The sequence below is a fragment of the Pseudonocardia sp. GCM10023141 genome, from assembly GCF_042653605.1.
This window is the reverse complement of sequence record NZ_JBHSIR010000069.1, coordinates 17,507-33,499: the sequence shown is the minus strand read 5'-3', so window position 1 is coordinate 33,499 and position 15,993 is coordinate 17,507. Positions and strand designations below refer to the sequence as shown.

Sequence of the window (15,993 nt, the reverse complement as noted above, 5' to 3'; positions counted from 1 at the left end):
CCTCACGCCCGCTCCACATGTTCGCTTATGCTCCGTTTACTTAGGTAAGCCTACAAAAGGAGCGGGCATGGCGCGATCGGCGATCAGGGCACTGGCGGTGGGCGCAGCCCTGCTGGGACTCGCGGCGTGCGGGACGCCGGCGAACACCCCGGCCCCGGCGGCGGCCGGGGCGTTCCCGATCATGTTGGCCGATGCCATGGGCCAGGTGACCATCCCGAAGCCGCCGGTGCGGATCGCCGCGCTCGACGCCAGCTACGTCGACGCCGCGATCGCGCTCGAGGCGCAGGTCGTGGCCTACACCGACTACCGCGGCATCACCGGCAAGCTGCCGAGCTACCTGGGAGCCGACGCCGAGACCTACGGCCGGGACGCGCAGTCCGTCGGCGACATCACCAGTCCCAGCCTGGAGAAGATCGCGGCGCTGCACCCGGATCTGATCGTCTCGGCGAAGGTGCGCCACGAGCAGGCGTACCCGCAGCTCAAGGGCATCGCGCCCACGGTGTTCAGCGCCACCACCGGGCCCACGTGGAAGGACAACATCCGGCTCCTCGGCACGGCACTGGGCCGCCCCGCGCTCGCCGATCAGAAGATCAGGGCCTACGAGGAGCGCGCCCGGCGCGTCGGTGACGCCGTGCGCGCCAAGCTGGGCCACAACCCGGTCATCTCGGTCGTCCGGTTCACCGACGAGGCCACCGTGCGGCTCTACTCGGCCACGTCGTTCTCCGGCAGCGTGATCAGCGACGCCGGTTTCGCGATCAACCCCACCGCCCGTGCCGTGGAGCCCGGCAAGATCAGCGCCAACCTCAGCCCGGAGCGGATCACCGATCTCGACGCCGAGTACCTCTTCGTCGCCACCTGGGGCGACGAGAAGGGCGCCTCAAAGGCTCAGCAGTCCACGTTCGAGACCAACCCGCTGTGGAGCAGGCTCACCGGGAAGATCCAGAACGTGGACGACCTCACCTGGATGACCGCGGTCGGGCTGCAGGGCGCGGGCGTGATCCTCGACGACATCGCGACGACGTTCGGCGTGGCCGCCACCTGAACCCCGCCACCTGAACCCCGTCACCCGGAGCCGACGGGCCGCCCCATCCGCTCGTCCCAGTCGGCACGCTCGCTCTCCGCCATCGCGTAGCCGCGGAACAGCGCGCGCATGGCGTCCGCCAGCGCCGCACGGTCGGACGGGCCGCGCTGCCACGCCAGCCGGTTGAGCGCGAACCCGTCGGCGAGCGCCACGAACGCCCGCGCACCCTCGTCGGCGCGCGGCGACCCGGCCGCCAGCAGCGCCGCGCGGGCGACCTCCTCGAACGCGGTGACCGCACCGCGCACTGCCGCGTGCAGGTCCGGCCGCCGGGACGCGTCGAGGTAGGCCTCGAACTGCGCCGCGTTCTCGACGTCGGACAGCGCGAGCAGGACGTCGACGAGCCGTTCGAGCGCGTCGGCGCGGCTGGGCTGCTCGTCCGCGATCTCGGCCACGACCTCGCCGAGCCGCTCCACGGAGCGCGCGACGACGCCGCTCAGCGCCTCGGTGACCATTTCGTCGAGCGAGGCGAAGAAGTAGCTCGTGGTGGACAGGGGCACGCCGGCGCGCTGCGCGATCGCGCGGTGCGTGGCGCCGCCGACGCCGTTCTCGGCAACGATCTCGACGGTGGCACGCAGCAGCGCCTCGCGCCGGGCGAGCCCGCTGGCGCGATGCGTGGCTGGTCGGATGGCCATGGCGGCAGCGTACCCGCAACTCTGGACATATGTCCGAACTTCTGCTTGAGTCTGGACGGATGTCCGATGTCGGACCAGTCGAAGGTCGAGATGCCGATGAGCCCCCGCACGGCCGCCCTGCTGCAACGCGCCGCCACCGCCGTGTTCCGGCTCGCCGGAGCCCTGCCCGAGTCGGTGCCGCTGCTGCGGTCGCGCGCACAGGTCGATCTCGAGTCGCAGGTCTTCGGCGGAGCCCCGATCCCGATGGGGTCGGTCGAGGACATCACCGTCGCGGGCACGATCCCGGCCCGGCGCTACCGCCCGCGGGGCGTCGCCCGGCCGTCGGCGCTGCTCGTCTACTTCCACGGCGGCGGGTTCGTGGTCGGCAGCCCGGACAGCTGCGACAGCGTGTTCCGGTTCCTCGCCGAGCACGCCGAGGTCGCCGTGCTGTCGGTCGACTACCGGCTCGCCCCCGAGCACCCGTTCCCGGCGGCCGTGGACGACGCCGTCGCCGCCTTCCGGTGGGCCGTCGCGAACGCCACGGCACTCGGCGTCGACCCGTACCGGATCGCGGTCTCCGGTGACAGCGCGGGCGGCAACCTCGCGGCCGTGGTCGCCCAGGTCACCGCTGCGGGACCCGCGCCCGCCTTCCAGCTGCTGTTCTTCCCCTGCACCGACATGGCGACGAAGAGCCGCTCGTTCGCGCTGTTCCCCGAGGGCTTCTTCCGCACCGAGGCCCAGATCGACTGGTACTACGGCCACTACCTGCCCGACGCCGCCACCGCGAAGGACCCGCGGGCCTCCCCGCTGCTGGCCGAGCACGTCGGCGGGCTGGCACTCTCGTTCGCGGGTGCGCCCCGATGACCGCCCGCCACGACGTGGTCGCGGCCTGCCACCGGCTGGCGGCCGCGGGCCTGCTGATCGGCACCGCCGGCAACGTCAGCGTGCGCACGGGCGACGAGGTCGCGATCACCGCGACGGGGGTCGTGCTCGGCGCGGCCACCCCCGCCGACGTCACGATCGTCGCTCTCGACGGCACCATCGTCGACGGCACGCTGGCACCGACCTCCGAGCTGGAGCTGCACCTGGGCGTCTACCGCGAGCTGGGCGCCGGTGCGGTCGTACACACCCACGCGCCGGTGTCCACGGCGATGTCCTGCGTGCTCGACGAGCTGCCGGTGATCCACTACCAGATGCTGCTGCTCGGCGGCGCCGTTCGCGTCGCCCCGTTCCACGCCTTCGGCACCCCCGAGCTCGCCGCCGCGGTGCTCGATGCACTGGACGGCAAGCTCGCCGCACTGATGGCCAACCACGGTTCCGTCACCCACGCCGCGACGCTCGACGGTGCCGTCGAGAACGCGCTGCTGCTCGAGTGGGCCTGCGCCGTCTACCGCGACGCGGCCGTGGTGGGCACCCCGCGCACGCTCGACGAGAGCCAGCAGCTCGCCGTCGTCGAGGCCGCACTCTCCCGCGGTTACGGCCGCACCCACACCCTCGACGAGGAGAAGAAGCCATGAACATCATCGCGCTGGGCGCCCACATGGTCGACGTGCTCGTGCGTCCCGTCGACGCCATCCCCGAGGGCCAGAACACGGCGCTGGTCGAGGACATCCGGATGACGGCGGCCGGCACCGCGGCAGGCACCGCGCTCACGCTGGCCAAGCTGGGCGCCACCGTCCGCACCACCGGCGCGATCGGTGACGACCCGACCGGCGACCTGCTGTTGTCACTGCTGCAGCGCGCCGGTGTCGGCACCGAGCTGATCGTGCGCAAGGCGGGCGTCGCGACGTCGGCCACGGTGCTGCCGATCCGGCCCAACGGCGAGCGTCCGACCCTGCACCTGCTCGGCGCGAACCTCGCCTACGAGCTCGCCGACGTGCCGTGGGACGCGCTCGCCGGGGCCGACCACGTGCACGTCGGCGGGCCGGAGCTGCTCGGCCCCGACAAGGCCGCCGCGATACTGAAGCACGCGAAGGAGCACGGCGCCACCACGTCGGTCGACCTGATCGCGCCCGGATCCATGGGCCACATCGACGCCATCCGCGCGACGCTGCCGTTCATCGACTACCTGCTGCCCAACGACGACCAGGTGCTCGGCTTCACCGCCACCCAGGACCTCGAGGCGGGTGCCAAGGTCCTGCTCGAGGCAGGCGTCGGCATGGTCGCTGCCACCTGCGGCGCCGACGGAGCCGTGCTGATCGGCGCGGACGCGACGCTGCGGGTGCCGGCCTTCGCGATCGACGTCGTCGACACCACCGGTTGCGGCGACGCGTTCTCCGCCGGTTTCGTCGTGGGCATCGCGCTGGGCCGCAGCGCGCGCGACGCTGCCGTGCTCGGTTCCGCCGCTGCCGCGCTGGTGGCGCAGGGCCTCGGCAGCGACGCGGGCGACTTCGACCTCGCTGCCGCCGACGCGTTCGCCGCGGCCACGCCGACCCGATGACCGCACGCACGGACGTGGTCGTCGTCGGTGCCGGTCTGGCCGGGCTGACGGCGGCGCGGGCGCTCGTCGCGGCCGGGCGCAGCGTCGCGGTGCTGGAGGCCCGCGAGCGGGTCGGCGGTCGTACGCTCAACCACGACCTCGGTGACGGTCAGGTGGTGGAGGCGGGCGGGCAGTTCGCCGGGCCGACGCAGAACCACATCCTCGGGCTGGCCGAGCAGCTCGGCGTCAAGACCTACCCCGCCTACGCCGACGGTGACACCGGCTACGTCCACAAGGGGCGCACCAAGCGGTTCCGCGGCGACATCCCGCCCGACCCGCTGGCCCTGCCCGACATGGCGCTGGCGATGCTGCGGATCAACCAGCTCGCGCGCAGGGTCCCGGTCGACGCGCCCTGGACGGCGCCACGCGCCCGCGAGTGGGACAGCGTCACGTTCGAGTCCTGGCTGCGCGGGATCACCGTCGGCACCGGCGCGCTCGACCTCGTCAACACGTTCCTCGGGTCCGCGTTCGGCGGCACCGCGGCCGAGGCGTCGCTGCTGTTCGCGCTCGGCTACATCGCCGGGTTCGGCGACGAGGACCACCCGGGCACGATCGAGCGCGGCATCGCGGGCGCGGGCGGCGCGCAGGAGCTGCGGTTCGACGGCGGCTCGCAGCTGATCTCCACCCGCATGGCCGACGAGCTCGACGGGCGCGTGGTCCTCGGGGCACCGGTCCGGTCGATCACGCAGGAGGGCGACGCCGTCGACGTCGTCTCCGACGCCGGCACGTGGTCCGCGCGGCGGGTGATCGTCGCGATCCCGCCGCCGCTCGCGGCGCGGATCAGCTGGCGCCCGCTGCTGCCCGCCCAGCAGGACGCGCTGTTCCAGAGGCTGCCGTTCGGCGGGCTGATGAAGTGCGAAGCGATCTACGACGAGCCGTTCTGGCGGGCCGGTGGCCTGTCGGGCCAGGGCGTGTTCCGCGACGGGGCCGTGCTCTCGTCGATGTTCGACAACACGCCGCCCGGCGGGCGTCCGGGGGTGCTGATGGGCTTCCTCGGTGGGCGGCAGTGGCGGGCCTGGGCCGCGCGGCCCGCGCACGAGCGGCGGGGTGCGGTGCTGCGCGAGTTCGCGAAGGTCGTCGGGCGCGACGCCCTGCGTCCCGTGACGTACTTCGAGCAGGACTGGACCGCGGAGGAGTGGACGCGCGGCGGGCCGACGTCCGTCGCGGCGCCGGGCGTGCTCAGCGAGCTCGGCCCGTGGCGCGACCGGCCCTTCGGCCGGGTGCACTGGGCGGGCGCCGAGCACGCGCCGTACTGGAACGGGTACATGGACGGGGCCGTGCGCTCCGGGACGCAGGCGACGCGCGCCGTGCTGGAGGACAGCTGATGGCAGGCGTGACCGAGGTCAGCGAGACCGCGGTGCTGGCGGTGCCCGTCGAGCGGGTGTGGGAGGTCATCTCGGCCACCCACCGCTACGGCGAATGGGTGGTGGGCGTGCTCGAGGTGACCGACCACCACGAGACGGCGCAGATCGGCCGGACCTATGCCGAGCGCAACGTCACGGTCGGGCCGCTGCGCACCCGCTCGGTGTGGACGGTGGCGGAGATCGAGCCGATGCGCCGCCGCGTCGACACCGGCACGGGTTTCGACCCGATGCACGACATGACCAACACCTTCACGTTCCTCGAGTGCACCCTCGCCGACGGCAGCAGGGGCACGGTGATGACGTACGCCGTGCGCTACCGGCCCGGACTGGGGCCGGTTGGTGGGTTGATCGACCGGCTGCAGCGGGGCGGGCTGCGGCGCAACTTCCAGGCCTCCATGCGGCGGCTGGAGGACCTGATCGTGTCGGAGGGGTAGGCGTCTGCTGCGGCTGCGGCTGCGGCTGCGGCAGCGGCAGCGGCTGCGGCTGCGGCAGCGGCTGCGGCTGCGGCAGCGGCTGCGGCTGCGGCTGCGGCTGCGGCAGGCCCTCGCATTGCAGGAAAGCCACTTTCCTGCAACGAGGTTGCGGGAAAGTGGCTTTCCTGCAAGGACTGGTCCGGTGCGCACGCCCGATGTCGCCGGCAGCGCAACGATCGCATCGACTGCGACCTGGCCAACGAGCACATGCCTGCGGGCGAGGCCAACATCTCCTACGCCGCGCACCCGCCGCACCGCGGGAACGGCTACGTCACCCGGGCCGCACGGTTGGACCTGGAGTTCCTGCGCGACCACACCGGCGCCCGCCATGCCCACCTCATCGTGGACGAGCAGAACGTGGCGTCACGGCAGGTCGTGGCGGCACTCGGCGCGGTGCCGGCGCTGCGGTGGCACGCTCCCGGCGGCGCCACGATGATCCGGCACGTGTTGGCGGTGTGAGCGCAGACCTCTCCACCCGCCCGTGGCCGAGCGCGCACTGGCTCATGATCCAACCGGAACCCGTGCGCGTTGATGACCCAACCGGCACGCCAGGCCCTCGCATTGCGGGAAGGCCACCTGCCTGCAACGGGGACAGCGCCGGAACGTCGGGTGCGCTTCCCGGTAGCTCCGGTGGCGGGCCGCCTTCGGATGGCCATTCTCCGGACAGTCCGTGATTGCCTGCGGCAGTCATGAAAGTTGCGAATCGGCGCTGTCAGGTGCGGCTGGGAGCGTGCCCCGACTTCAGAGCGCCCTCGCCGGGCAGGCAGATCAACAGGAGGGTTGTGGTGCGGCTCGCGCGGATCATGCTCGCCGAGCCGCACCGCAGGGCCCGGCGCGGGGCCGCGGGGTGCGGTTCGGTGATCAACGCCCACTGGTTCGGTGTTGACCATGAGCCAGTGGGTGTTGATCACCCACCCGGCACGGCCGGCCCCTGCAGCGGGGCAACCCCTACCCCGCCCACCGCCCCAGCACCACCGCCACCCCCGCCGCCAGCACCGCAGCCGCCCCACCCACCAGCCGCGACAGCCGGGCCGCCCGGGCCAGGTCCGCAGGCGTCGGCGGCGGGCCGGCACCCAGCCGCGGCCGCTCCTCCACCCCGTGCGGGTACACGGTGCGCCCACCCAGCCCGACGCCGAGCGCCCCGGCCGCGGCCGCCTCGACGGGTCCGGCGTTGGGGCTCGGGTGCGCGGCCGCGTCCCGCTTCCACGCCTGCAGCGCGGTGGCGGGCGAGCCCCCGACGGCCGGCGCCAGGCCCGTGAACAGCAGTGCGGCCACCCGCGCCGGCACCAGGTTGGCCCCGTCGTCGAGCCGTGCGGACGCCCAGCCGAACCGCAGGTGCCGCGGCGAGCGGTAGCCCACCATCGCGTCGAGCGTGTTCACCGCGCGGTAGCCGAGCAGCCCGGGGACGCCCGCGACCGCTCCCCACAGCAGCGGCGCGACCACCGCGTCGGACGTGTTCTCCGCCATCGACTCCGTGCCGGCCCGCGCCATGCCGGCCACGTCGAGCGACGCCGGGTCGCGCCCGGCCAGCGACGGCATCCGCGCCCGTCCCGCAGCGACGTCGCCCGCCGTGAGCTCTGCGGCGAGCGCCCGCCCGTGCCCGGCCAGCGACGAGCCACCCAGCACCGCCCACGTCGCGGCCGCCGTCAACACGACGCCGAGCAGCGGTCGCCGCCTGCCCACCGCCTCGGCGCCCACGCCGAGCGCGACCGCGCCCCCGACCAGCACCGCCGTGTAGGCGACCCCCGCCGGCCGCCGGTCGGCGTAGCAGCGCCGTTCCAGCGCGGCAGCGCACCGGCCGAAGCCCGCCACCGGGTGGAAGCGGCGCGGGTCACCGAACGCCGCGTCGGCGGCGGCACCCAGCAACAAGCCGGCCGCCCGAACCCCTCCGTGCGATCTCACACCCGGACCGTACGGCGCGACCGGCCGCCACGATGGATGATCGTTGCATGCGCACCGACCTCGACCCCGCCGAACTGGGTCCCGGACCGTTCTACCGCCTGCTCACGGCGTCGATCGTGCCGCGCCCCATCGCCTGGGTCAGCACCCGCTCGGCCGCGGGCGTGGACAACCTCGCGCCCCACTCGTTCTTCACGGTGGCGTGCGTCGACCCGCCGATGATCCAGTTCACGAGCGTCGGCAAGAAGGACTCGCTGCGCAACGTCCGCGAGACGGGCGAGTTCGTGGTCTCCATCGCCACCGAGCCACTGTTCGAGCAGATCAACGCGACCGGCACCGACTTCCCCGCCGACGTCGACGAGTTCGCCCAGGTCGGCCTGACGCCCGAGCCCAGCAGCCGGGTGGCCCCGCCGCGGGTCGCCGAGTCGCCGATCGCGTTCGAGTGCACCCTGCACACCGCGCTCGAGCTGGGCGACTCGACGGTGGTGATCGGCCGGGTGGTGCACGCCGTGGCCACTCCCGACGTGCTCGACGGCGACCCCCACGACGGCGGCCTGCCCGCCATCGGCAAGCTGCGCCCGCTGGCCAGGCTCGGTCGTGACGAGTGGTCGACGATCGGCGAGGTCCGCGAGATCACGCGCATCCCCTGGCGGGAGTGGCCCGGCCACTACCCGGCTCCCCCGATCGGCTGATCCGGGGCCGCAGCTCGTATCAGAGCGCACCGGCCGTGACTCCCCCACGTTGATGCGCCGCACCAGCGCCGGCGCCGAGATGGGGGAACGTCATGTCGGCATTGCTCTTCGGACTCGCCACCGCCGCGGTCGGGCTCGCCGCCGTCGCGATCGGCAGGCTCTTCGGTCGCAGGCTGTGGCGGCGTCAGCGCGTCGAGTCCGGCTGGGAGGACTGGCGACGCTCGGCCGCAGCGCTGCCGCTGCGCGACCGGATCGCACTGTACTGGGCCAACAGCACCGGTCGCGCGCTCACCGATCCCCGGCTCGCCGCACTCGCGGTGCAGCGTGGCGAGTCCGGCCGGGCCATCATGGACGCGTCCCGGCGACGCATGGTGTGGACCTTCGCGGCGCTGGCCGTGTTCTGGGCGGCGTTCGCGGTGGTCGGGGCCTTCGAGCTCAACATCCTGCAGACCGCCACCTACGCCGTGCTCGCCGTCGCGAGCGCCGCGACGCCCGTGCTCCTGAAGGTGGACCGCCGCTGGCTGCAGCGCAGCATCGACGCCAACCGTGACCGCGCCACGGGTGCCTGAACCCCCGTGCGCCGGCCGTCCGAATGCGACATCCGGTCGCTTCCCGGCACGCGATCGCCTTCGCGGCCGAGCTCGCCCCCGGGATCGACAGCCTGATGCAGCAGCTGCAGGGGCCGGGAGCGATCGTCTACGTCGACGTCCCCGGTCAGGGCACGTGGCTCACGGCACGGGGCTCGGCCACGATCGACGGCGCTCCGCCCATGAGCACCGACGACCACATGCGGATCGGCAGCGTCACCAATAGCTTCACCGCCGAGGTGGTGCTGCAGCTCGTCGACCAGGGTGCGATCGGCCTCGACGACCCCGTGACGAAGTACCTTCCCGGCGTGCCGAACGGTGACGCCATCACCATCCGCCAGCTGCTCGGCATGACCGCGACGAACCTGCCGGTCTACGACGACGTCGCGATGCCGGACCCGCACCCGCAGGGCTACATGTACGGCACCAACGTGCAGGGCAACGCCGCCTACGGCGCCGCCGTCGCGGGCGACCGGGCCGCCGCGCAGATCACGATCGCGCCCGGTACCCGACCGACCGACGTCACCGACCTGCCGACCAACGGCGTGGCCAGCGGCGGGATGATCTCCACCGTCGGCGACCTGGCGATCTGGGCCAAGGCGCTGGGCACCGGTGCGCTGCTGACGCCCGCGACCCAGGCGGCCCGCACGACCTTCGATCCCCGCGGCAACTACGGACTCGGGTTGGAGAAGGCCCTCGGCGGCTCATCGGGCACAACGGCGCTGTGCCGGGCTTCCAGAGCTTCGTCGGGTACCAGCCCGAGAAGGGTGCGACGATCATCGTGCTGACGAACCTGCTGGCCGCGCCGAACACCTACCTCGGCGACGCGCTGCCGGCCGACGGCATCGCGAAGCTCATCCAGCAGACGCTGCTCCCGGCATGAGGCGCCTCGCAGCAGCACTCGCCATGGCCCTGATCGCCCTGTCCGGGTGCGCCATCCTCGACTCCGGCTACCACGACTCGTCGGACCTGTGGAACCTCACCGACGCGACCGCGCCGTCCGCCGGGCCCGCCGTGCTCCCCGCGCTGGCCGCAGGCCACCGCGTGTGCTCCTACGACCGGCCCGGCACGCTCCGCTACGGCGACACGTCCTCGATCACCGACCGCAGCTCACCGGTGCCGATGCCGCGCACCGCCGGGGACGTCGTCGACGACCTCCACGCGCTGCTCGCCGCGTCCGGGGAGCCGGGCCCGTACGTGCTCGTGGCGCACTCGATGGGCGGGCTGTTCGCCCGCCTGTACGCCCAGCGGCATCCCGACCAGGTACGGGCACTGCTGTTCGTCGACGCGTTCCCCGGCGAGCTCCCGGCGATGATGGGTGCCCTGTGGCCCGCGTACCGCACTGTGCTCTCCTCGCCCGTTCCGCAGTTCGCGGGCAACCCGAACTTCGAGGAGATCGACGTCGACGCCAGTGTCGCCCAGATCGCCGCCGCACCACCGTTCCCGGCCATCCCGATCGCCGTGCCGACCAAGACCGAACGCTTCCCGCTGCCGCCCGACGGCCCGGACGGCATCAGCTCCACCCTGGAGCGCGCCTGGCCCCAGTCCGCGCTCAAGCTGGTCGCGCTGCGACCCCAGACGCCGCAGACGATCGCGAACGGCAGCGACCACTACATCCAGGTGCACCAGCCCGACCTGGTCGTCGCCACGACCGAGCTCCTGCTCCATCGGACACCGGGGGGATGAGCGCGCCCTGGGCTACTGCAGCGTGAACTCGCCCTCCGGAGCCGCGGCCGGATCGGCGTGCAGCTCGCCCTCGCGCCCCCGCAGCTCGACGCGGCGGATCTTGCCGGAGATCGTCTTGGGCAGCGCGGCGAACTCCAGGCGGCGGATCCGCTTGTACGGGGCGAGGTTGTCGCGGGCGAACGCGAGGATCGACTGCGCCGTCTCCGCCGTCGGCTCGAAACCGGCCGCCAGCACGACGTAGGCCTTCGGCACGGCGAGGCGCACCGGGTCGGGTGAGGGCACGATCGCCGCCTCGGCCACCGCCGGGTGCTCGATGAGCACGCTCTCGAGCTCGAACGGGCTGATCCGGTAGTCGCTGGCCTTGAACACGTCGTCGGAGCGCCCGACGTAGGTGATGTAGCCGTCCTCGTCGCGGGATCCGACGTCGCCGGTGTGGTAGACGCCGCCGTCGAAGGCCTCGGCGTTGCGCTCGTCGTCGCCGTAGTAGCCGACCATCAGACCCAGGGGACGACCGAGCTCGGCGGAGCCGAGGTCGACGCAGATCTCGCCCTCGGTGACGCCCTTCTCGCCCGTCGCCGGGTCCACGAGCACGATCGGGTAGCCCGGGATCGGGCGGCCCATCGAGCCCGGCTTGACCGTCTGGCCGGGCGGGTTGCCGATCTGCACCGTCGACTCCGTCTGGCCGAAGCCGTCGCGGATCCGCACGCCCCAGGCCTTCTCGACCTGCTCGATCACCTCGGGGTTGAGCGGTTCCCCGGCGCCGACGACCTTGGCCGGGGGCGTCTTGAGGACCGAGAGGTCGGCCTGGATCAGCATCCGCCAGACCGTGGGCGGCGCGCAGAAGCTCGTGACGCCGCAGCGGTCCAGGACAGCGAGCAGCGACTCGGCGTCGAACCGTGCGTAGTTCATGACGAGGACGCAGGACTCGGCGATCAGCGGCGCGAAGACGTTGCTCCACGCGTGCTTGGCCCAGCCGGGCGAGGAGATGTTGAGGTGGACGTCGCCGGGCTCGAGCCCGATCCAGTACATCGTGGACAGGTGGCCCACCGGGTAGGACGCGTGGGTGTGCTCCACCAGCTTGGGCTTCGCCGTGGTGCCGGAGGTGAAGTAGAGCAGCAGCGTGTCGGTGCCCAGGGTGGCACCGTCGGGGGTGAACTCGGCCGGTTCGGCGTCGGCGGCGGCGTAGTCGAGCCAGCCCGCCGGGGCGTCCCGCACGGCGATCTTGGTGTAGTCACCCTCGACGCCGTCGAACTTCCCGGCGTCGGCGCCGCCCACCACGACGTGCTTGGCCGCGCCGCGGTCCAGCCGGTCGCGCAGGTCGGCGGCGGTGAGCAGCGTGGTGGCCGGGATGACGACGGCGCCGAGCTTCATCGCCGCGAGCAGCGTCTCCCACAGCTCCACCTGGTTGCCCAGCATGAGGATGATCCGGTCGCCGCGGCCGATCCCGTTGGCGCGCAGCCAGTTGGCCACCTTGTTCGACCGTGCCGAGAGCTCGGCGAAGGTCCAGTACGCCTCGCTGCCGTCACCCTCGACGATCCACAGCGCCCGCTGCGCGCCGCGCTGCGGATCGGCGCCGACCGCGTCGAAGTGGTCGAGCGCCCAGTTGAACTCGCCGATCTCCGGCCAGCGGAAGTCGCGGTACGCGGTGGTGTAGTCCTCCCGATGGGTCACGAGGAACTCCCGCGCCGCGTAGAAGGCTGCTGCCGACCGGTTCATGCGTCACCTCGTGAAGTAGCTGCTCTGCCCTCCCGCACCCTAAGTGACTCGCGCCGAGGTGGCGCACCTCCGTTCGGAGAGTCCCCGGACGTTCGCAGGGGATCGATGCCACCCGGACGCGCCGCGCCGCGCCGCCGCACGTCAGGGCCGGTCTGCCTACCGTTGCACCGTGACCGTTTCGTACCATCGCGCCGCCCTGATCGCCGCCGCGACCGCCGCTGCCGCGGTGGTGCTCGCAGGCTGCGGGTCGAGCGCGGAGCCGAACCCGGCGACGCTGCCGCTCCCGGCCACGATCTCCGGCACGCCCACCCCGGCGCCCGGCACACCGTCGGCGCCGCCGACCGTGGCGGCGCCGGTACCGCAGGCCCAGCAGGCCGGACCGGTGGCCCCCGCGCCGCCCTCCCCCGTTCCCGCCCCCGCCGTGGCACTGCCGTGGCCCGTCAGCGGGTCGGCGCGGGTCGGGCAGCTGCAGAGCGAGGTGGACGGTGGTGCGCAGCCATGGCTGCTCGACCCCACGGAGGTCGGTTCCTCCTACGCGGCCGCGGCGCACGGCTGGAACGACACGCGCGTGACGCGCGACGGCATCGCCACGGTGACCGTGCAGGCCCCTGACGGCAAGCGCCTCGTGCTCAAGGTCGTGCAGCCCGGCCGCACCGGTCCGGGCGGGATCTGGACCGTCACCGCCGAGACCACCGCGTAGCGGGGCCCCGTCGACGTGCTCTAACGGTCCAGTAGTGTGACCGAGCGTCACAATGACTGGCCGAAGGTTGCAACGCTCACTGATTTGGGTGAACCGCGAAACAAAGTGCAGCATTCGGAGCAGTCGCGGCGATCTAGCCCATGACACCGACGCAACAGCGCCGGACCCGGATCGCCAGGGGGCGACGAGCATGAGCATCGACTCGGTTCAGCAGGACATGTTCACCGTGCTGCACGGGCAGCCCGCACCGGTCGTCACGCGCTGGACCTACAGCGCCGCCGACCCGTTCGCGGTCACGCTCGCCGTCCGGACCAGGCACGACCGCTGGGTCGAGTGGCTGGTGGCCCGCGACCTGGTGATCGAGTCGCTGACCGCGGCCGCCGGGATCGGCGACATCCGGATGAGCCCGCAGGAAGTCCAGGGCTACGACATCGTCGAGATCGAGATCCGCTCCGGCGACGGTCGCGCGGTGCTCGAGGTCGACCGGGACCTGCTGCGGCACTTCGTCGACTCGAGCCTCGAACTGATCGCGCAGGGTGACGAAGCGGACCAGATGGACCTCGACGGGGAAATCGCCAAGATCACGACCCTGGCGGAGTAGCAGGCGGCCCGCCGCGGTACCGCTGCGCGTAGCGGGCGTCGGCGGCCTCGCGCTTCACCGCGTTGGCCTGGTCGCGCACCGCCTGTGCAGCACCCCTCGGATAGCCGGCCTTCAGTGCCCGGTGCTCCGAGACCTCGTCGAGGTAGGCGAGGGCGTAGACCATCCCCACCCAGATCCCGCCCGCCACCGCCAGCAGCCGCACCCACGGCTCGGTGGGCAGGAACAGGTAGATCAGCACTCCCACCGGCAGGATCTGCACCAGCGAGCGCAACAGTGAGCGCCACCGCCACCACCGCGTCGTGATGTCGTGCAGGACCCATTCCCGGTAGCGCACCGGCAGCCCTCCGCCCATGGCGTACCACCACCAGCGCAGCGGACCCGGACCCTTCACCCCTCGACAGTAGGCGCCGTGCACCTCCCGTGTGCCCGTGGCGTGGTCTGATACCACGCGTGAGCACGCCCACGTCCGCCGATGTCGCGGCCAGCCTGCAGGCCTTCGCCCGCGCGGAGATCGACAGCAGTGCCACCGTCACGACGGCGTGGCCCATGCCCGGCAACGCCGGTCTCAGCTTCGGCGCCGACGTCATCACCCCGGCGTCGACGGTGCCGCTCGTGATCCGCCTCGCCCCGCCCGGCGTGCGCCGCAGCGGCAACACCGACGTGCTGCGCGTCGTCCCGCTGCTGCAGGCACTCGCCGCAGCGGGCGTGCCGGTTGCCGCCGTGCGGTGGGCCGTCGACGATGCGCAGTGGTTCGGCACCGACGCCGTGCTCCAGGACCGCCTCGACGCGCTCCCCCTGCACATGTCCCACGCCGAGGGGAGCGCGACCCTCGGCGTCACCGAGGCGTTGACGCAGGCCGTCGACGCGCTCGCGCGGATGCACGCCGTCCCGGCCCCGGAGGGCTGGGAGTTGCCACGGACGCTGCCGGCCGAGATCGGGTTCTGGACCCCGTTGCTCGGCAAGGCCAGCGATCCGGAGTGGGCGAGCACCGGCACCGCGCTGCATGACGCGTTGCTCGCCGGGCTGCCTGCCGACCCGGACACGGGGATCCTGCACGGCGACTTCCACACCAACAACGTCCTGTTCGACGCGGTCGGTCGGCTCGTCGCGATCGTCGACTGGGAGATCTCCGGCGTCGGCGCGCACCTGCTCGACCTGGCGTGGCTGGCGATCTTCACCGATCCGGGTTGCTGGGCTCAGCCCCACGGAGCCGGGATGCGGGTCACCGCCGACGCCGGTTGGCTGCGCGAGCGCTACGAGCAGGCGTCCGGACGTCCGACGGATCGGTTCGACTGGTTCCGCGCGCTCGCCTGCTTCCGGTTCGGGGTGATCTCCGTGTTCAACGTGCGGCTGCACCGCACCGGGCGCCGGGTCGACGCCACGTGGGAGGAGCGGGCCGAGTCGATCCTCCCGCTGTTCCGCCGGGGCCTGCGGTTCCTCGAGGAGGAGAAGTGACCCGGGGCCAGGGAGTTCCGCGGGTGCGTGACTCGGCGGCCACCCGCCGCGCGCTGCTCGACGCGGCGCGCGAGCTGTTCGCGAGCGACGGGTACGACGCCACCACGGTGCGTGCCGTCGCCGATCGGGCCGGGGTCAACCAGGCACTGCTGTTCCGCTACTTCGGCAACAAGGAGGGCCTCTTCGCCGAGGCGATCCGGGGCCGGGCCCTGGGCCTGCTCGACGGCACGCAGCACGACCTGCTGGAGCGCACGATCGACGCCGTCCTCGATCCGGACAACACCACCGAGCCGTTCATGGCGGTGCTGCGCGTGGCCAGCAGCCTGCAGGTCGGCGCCGACCTGCGGGCCGAGCTGGGTGCCGCGTACACGTCGGCGTTCGCCGCGCTCGCCGACACCGACGACCCCGCCGATGCCGTCTCCCGCGCCGAGCTGCTGCTCGCCTGGCTGCTGGGCATCACCGTGATGCGGTCGATCCCGGGCTCGCCCGCGCCGGGCCCGAAGGACCGCGAACACGTGCTCCGCGCGGCCAGGGCGCTGCTCGGCGCGGCGGCGGCGACCACGCACTGAGCGCGAACCGGACCTTCCACCGATAGCGCACTCTCACCTTGACAGCCCCGGAGGATCTTCCTAGCCTCGATTGTAAGCAA

General features: G+C 72.8%; 19 protein-coding genes. 15 read left to right on the top strand and 4 right to left on the bottom strand.

The annotated features are described in order from the left end of the window. Positions 1-67: 67 nt before the first annotated feature. Positions 68-1,042, top strand: coding sequence for an ABC transporter substrate-binding protein (locus ACFPFQ_RS41045; RefSeq protein ID WP_379628675.1), 975 nt, complete (start codon positions 68-70; stop codon positions 1,040-1,042). A 20-nt stretch (positions 1,043-1,062) separates the two neighbouring features. Here ACFPFQ_RS41045 and ACFPFQ_RS41040 read toward each other — a convergent pair whose 3' ends face one another. Further along, positions 1,063-1,713, bottom strand: coding sequence for a TetR/AcrR family transcriptional regulator (locus ACFPFQ_RS41040; RefSeq protein ID WP_379628674.1), 651 nt, complete (start codon positions 1,711-1,713; stop codon positions 1,063-1,065). Positions 1,714-1,779: 66 nt separating this feature from the next. Between ACFPFQ_RS41040 and ACFPFQ_RS41035 the strand changes: the two genes are divergently transcribed. The 6 genes from ACFPFQ_RS41035 to ACFPFQ_RS41010 all read left to right on the top strand — a co-directional run bounded on the left by ACFPFQ_RS41035 (position 1,780) and on the right by ACFPFQ_RS41010 (position 6,467). Next, positions 1,780-2,556 (top strand): alpha/beta hydrolase, encoded by a 777-nt coding sequence (locus ACFPFQ_RS41035; protein WP_379628673.1) that lies wholly within the window; start codon positions 1,780-1,782, stop codon positions 2,554-2,556. Then, positions 2,553-3,209, top strand: coding sequence for a class II aldolase/adducin family protein (locus ACFPFQ_RS41030; protein WP_379628672.1), 657 nt, complete (start codon positions 2,553-2,555; stop codon positions 3,207-3,209). Before ACFPFQ_RS41035 ends, ACFPFQ_RS41030 begins: the two co-directional genes overlap by 4 nt. Continuing rightward, entirely contained in the window at positions 3,206-4,132 is a 927-nt protein-coding gene (locus ACFPFQ_RS41025) for a carbohydrate kinase family protein (RefSeq protein ID WP_379628671.1), read from the top strand. The genes ACFPFQ_RS41030 and ACFPFQ_RS41025 overlap by 4 nt, the downstream gene beginning before the upstream one ends. Next, complete coding sequence (locus ACFPFQ_RS41020) at positions 4,129-5,496, top strand: flavin monoamine oxidase family protein (protein WP_379628670.1); 1,368 nt, start codon at positions 4,129-4,131, stop codon at positions 5,494-5,496. The genes ACFPFQ_RS41025 and ACFPFQ_RS41020 overlap by 4 nt, the downstream gene beginning before the upstream one ends. Continuing rightward, positions 5,496-5,969: an SRPBCC family protein gene (locus tag ACFPFQ_RS41015; protein WP_379628669.1), complete on the top strand. Its 474-nt coding sequence runs from the start codon at positions 5,496-5,498 to the stop codon at positions 5,967-5,969. The genes ACFPFQ_RS41020 and ACFPFQ_RS41015 overlap by 1 nt, the downstream gene beginning before the upstream one ends. A 246-nt stretch (positions 5,970-6,215) precedes the next feature. Then, on the top strand, positions 6,216-6,467 hold the full coding sequence (locus ACFPFQ_RS41010; protein WP_379628668.1) for a GNAT family N-acetyltransferase: 252 nt from the start codon (positions 6,216-6,218) through the stop codon (positions 6,465-6,467). Positions 6,468-6,956: 489 nt separating this feature from the next. On the opposite strand, the gene ACFPFQ_RS41005 is transcribed toward ACFPFQ_RS41010, so the two are convergent. Next, positions 6,957-7,910, bottom strand: a complete 954-nt coding sequence (locus ACFPFQ_RS41005) for a cobalamin biosynthesis protein (RefSeq protein WP_379628667.1) — start codon at positions 7,908-7,910, stop codon at positions 6,957-6,959. A gap of 47 nt (positions 7,911-7,957) precedes the next feature. Between ACFPFQ_RS41005 and ACFPFQ_RS41000 the strand changes: the two genes are divergently transcribed. The 4 genes from ACFPFQ_RS41000 (at position 7,958) to ACFPFQ_RS40985 (ending at position 10,872) form a co-directional block, all read left to right on the top strand. Next, entirely contained in the window at positions 7,958-8,599 is a 642-nt protein-coding gene (locus tag ACFPFQ_RS41000; protein WP_379628666.1) for a flavin reductase family protein, read from the top strand. 92 nt (positions 8,600-8,691) lie between these two features. Further along, a complete protein-coding gene (locus tag ACFPFQ_RS40995) occupies positions 8,692-9,168 on the top strand; it encodes a hypothetical protein (protein WP_379628665.1) in 477 nt (158 codons plus the stop codon). A 23-nt stretch (positions 9,169-9,191) separates the two neighbouring features. Beyond that, positions 9,192-9,974, top strand: coding sequence for a serine hydrolase domain-containing protein (locus tag ACFPFQ_RS40990; RefSeq protein WP_379628664.1), 783 nt, complete (start codon positions 9,192-9,194; stop codon positions 9,972-9,974). Positions 9,975-10,065: 91 nt separating this feature from the next. Further along, positions 10,066-10,872 carry an alpha/beta fold hydrolase gene (locus ACFPFQ_RS40985; protein WP_379628663.1) on the top strand — a complete coding sequence of 269 codons (807 nt, stop codon included), beginning with the start codon at positions 10,066-10,068 and terminating at the stop codon, positions 10,870-10,872. Positions 10,873-10,884: 12 nt separating this feature from the next. On the opposite strand, the gene ACFPFQ_RS40980 is transcribed toward ACFPFQ_RS40985, so the two are convergent. Further along, complete coding sequence (locus ACFPFQ_RS40980; protein WP_379628662.1) at positions 10,885-12,588, bottom strand: AMP-binding protein; 1,704 nt, start codon at positions 12,586-12,588, stop codon at positions 10,885-10,887. Between the two features lie 169 nt (positions 12,589-12,757). Between ACFPFQ_RS40980 and ACFPFQ_RS40975 the strand changes: the two genes are divergently transcribed. Beyond that, positions 12,758-13,288: a hypothetical protein gene (locus ACFPFQ_RS40975; protein WP_379628661.1), complete on the top strand. Its 531-nt coding sequence runs from the start codon at positions 12,758-12,760 to the stop codon at positions 13,286-13,288. Positions 13,289-13,478: 190 nt separating this feature from the next. Next, positions 13,479-13,889 carry an SsgA family sporulation/cell division regulator gene (locus ACFPFQ_RS40970; RefSeq protein ID WP_379628660.1) on the top strand — a complete coding sequence of 137 codons (411 nt, stop codon included), beginning with the start codon at positions 13,479-13,481 and terminating at the stop codon, positions 13,887-13,889. On the opposite strand, the gene ACFPFQ_RS40965 is transcribed toward ACFPFQ_RS40970, so the two are convergent. After that, entirely contained in the window at positions 13,870-14,280 is a 411-nt protein-coding gene (locus tag ACFPFQ_RS40965; RefSeq protein WP_379628659.1) for a DUF5313 family protein, read from the bottom strand. The two genes, ACFPFQ_RS40970 and ACFPFQ_RS40965, sit on opposite strands and share 20 nt — an antisense overlap. A 59-nt stretch (positions 14,281-14,339) precedes the next feature. Between ACFPFQ_RS40965 and ACFPFQ_RS40960 the strand changes: the two genes are divergently transcribed. Together ACFPFQ_RS40960 and ACFPFQ_RS40955 are read left to right on the top strand one after the other, a co-directional pair. Then, positions 14,340-15,344, top strand: coding sequence for a phosphotransferase (locus tag ACFPFQ_RS40960; protein ID WP_379628658.1), 1,005 nt, complete (start codon positions 14,340-14,342; stop codon positions 15,342-15,344). A gap of 23 nt (positions 15,345-15,367) precedes the next feature. After that, a complete protein-coding gene (locus ACFPFQ_RS40955; protein ID WP_379628657.1) occupies positions 15,368-15,913 on the top strand; it encodes a TetR/AcrR family transcriptional regulator in 546 nt (181 codons plus the stop codon). The last annotated feature ends 80 nt before the right edge of the window (positions 15,914-15,993 follow it).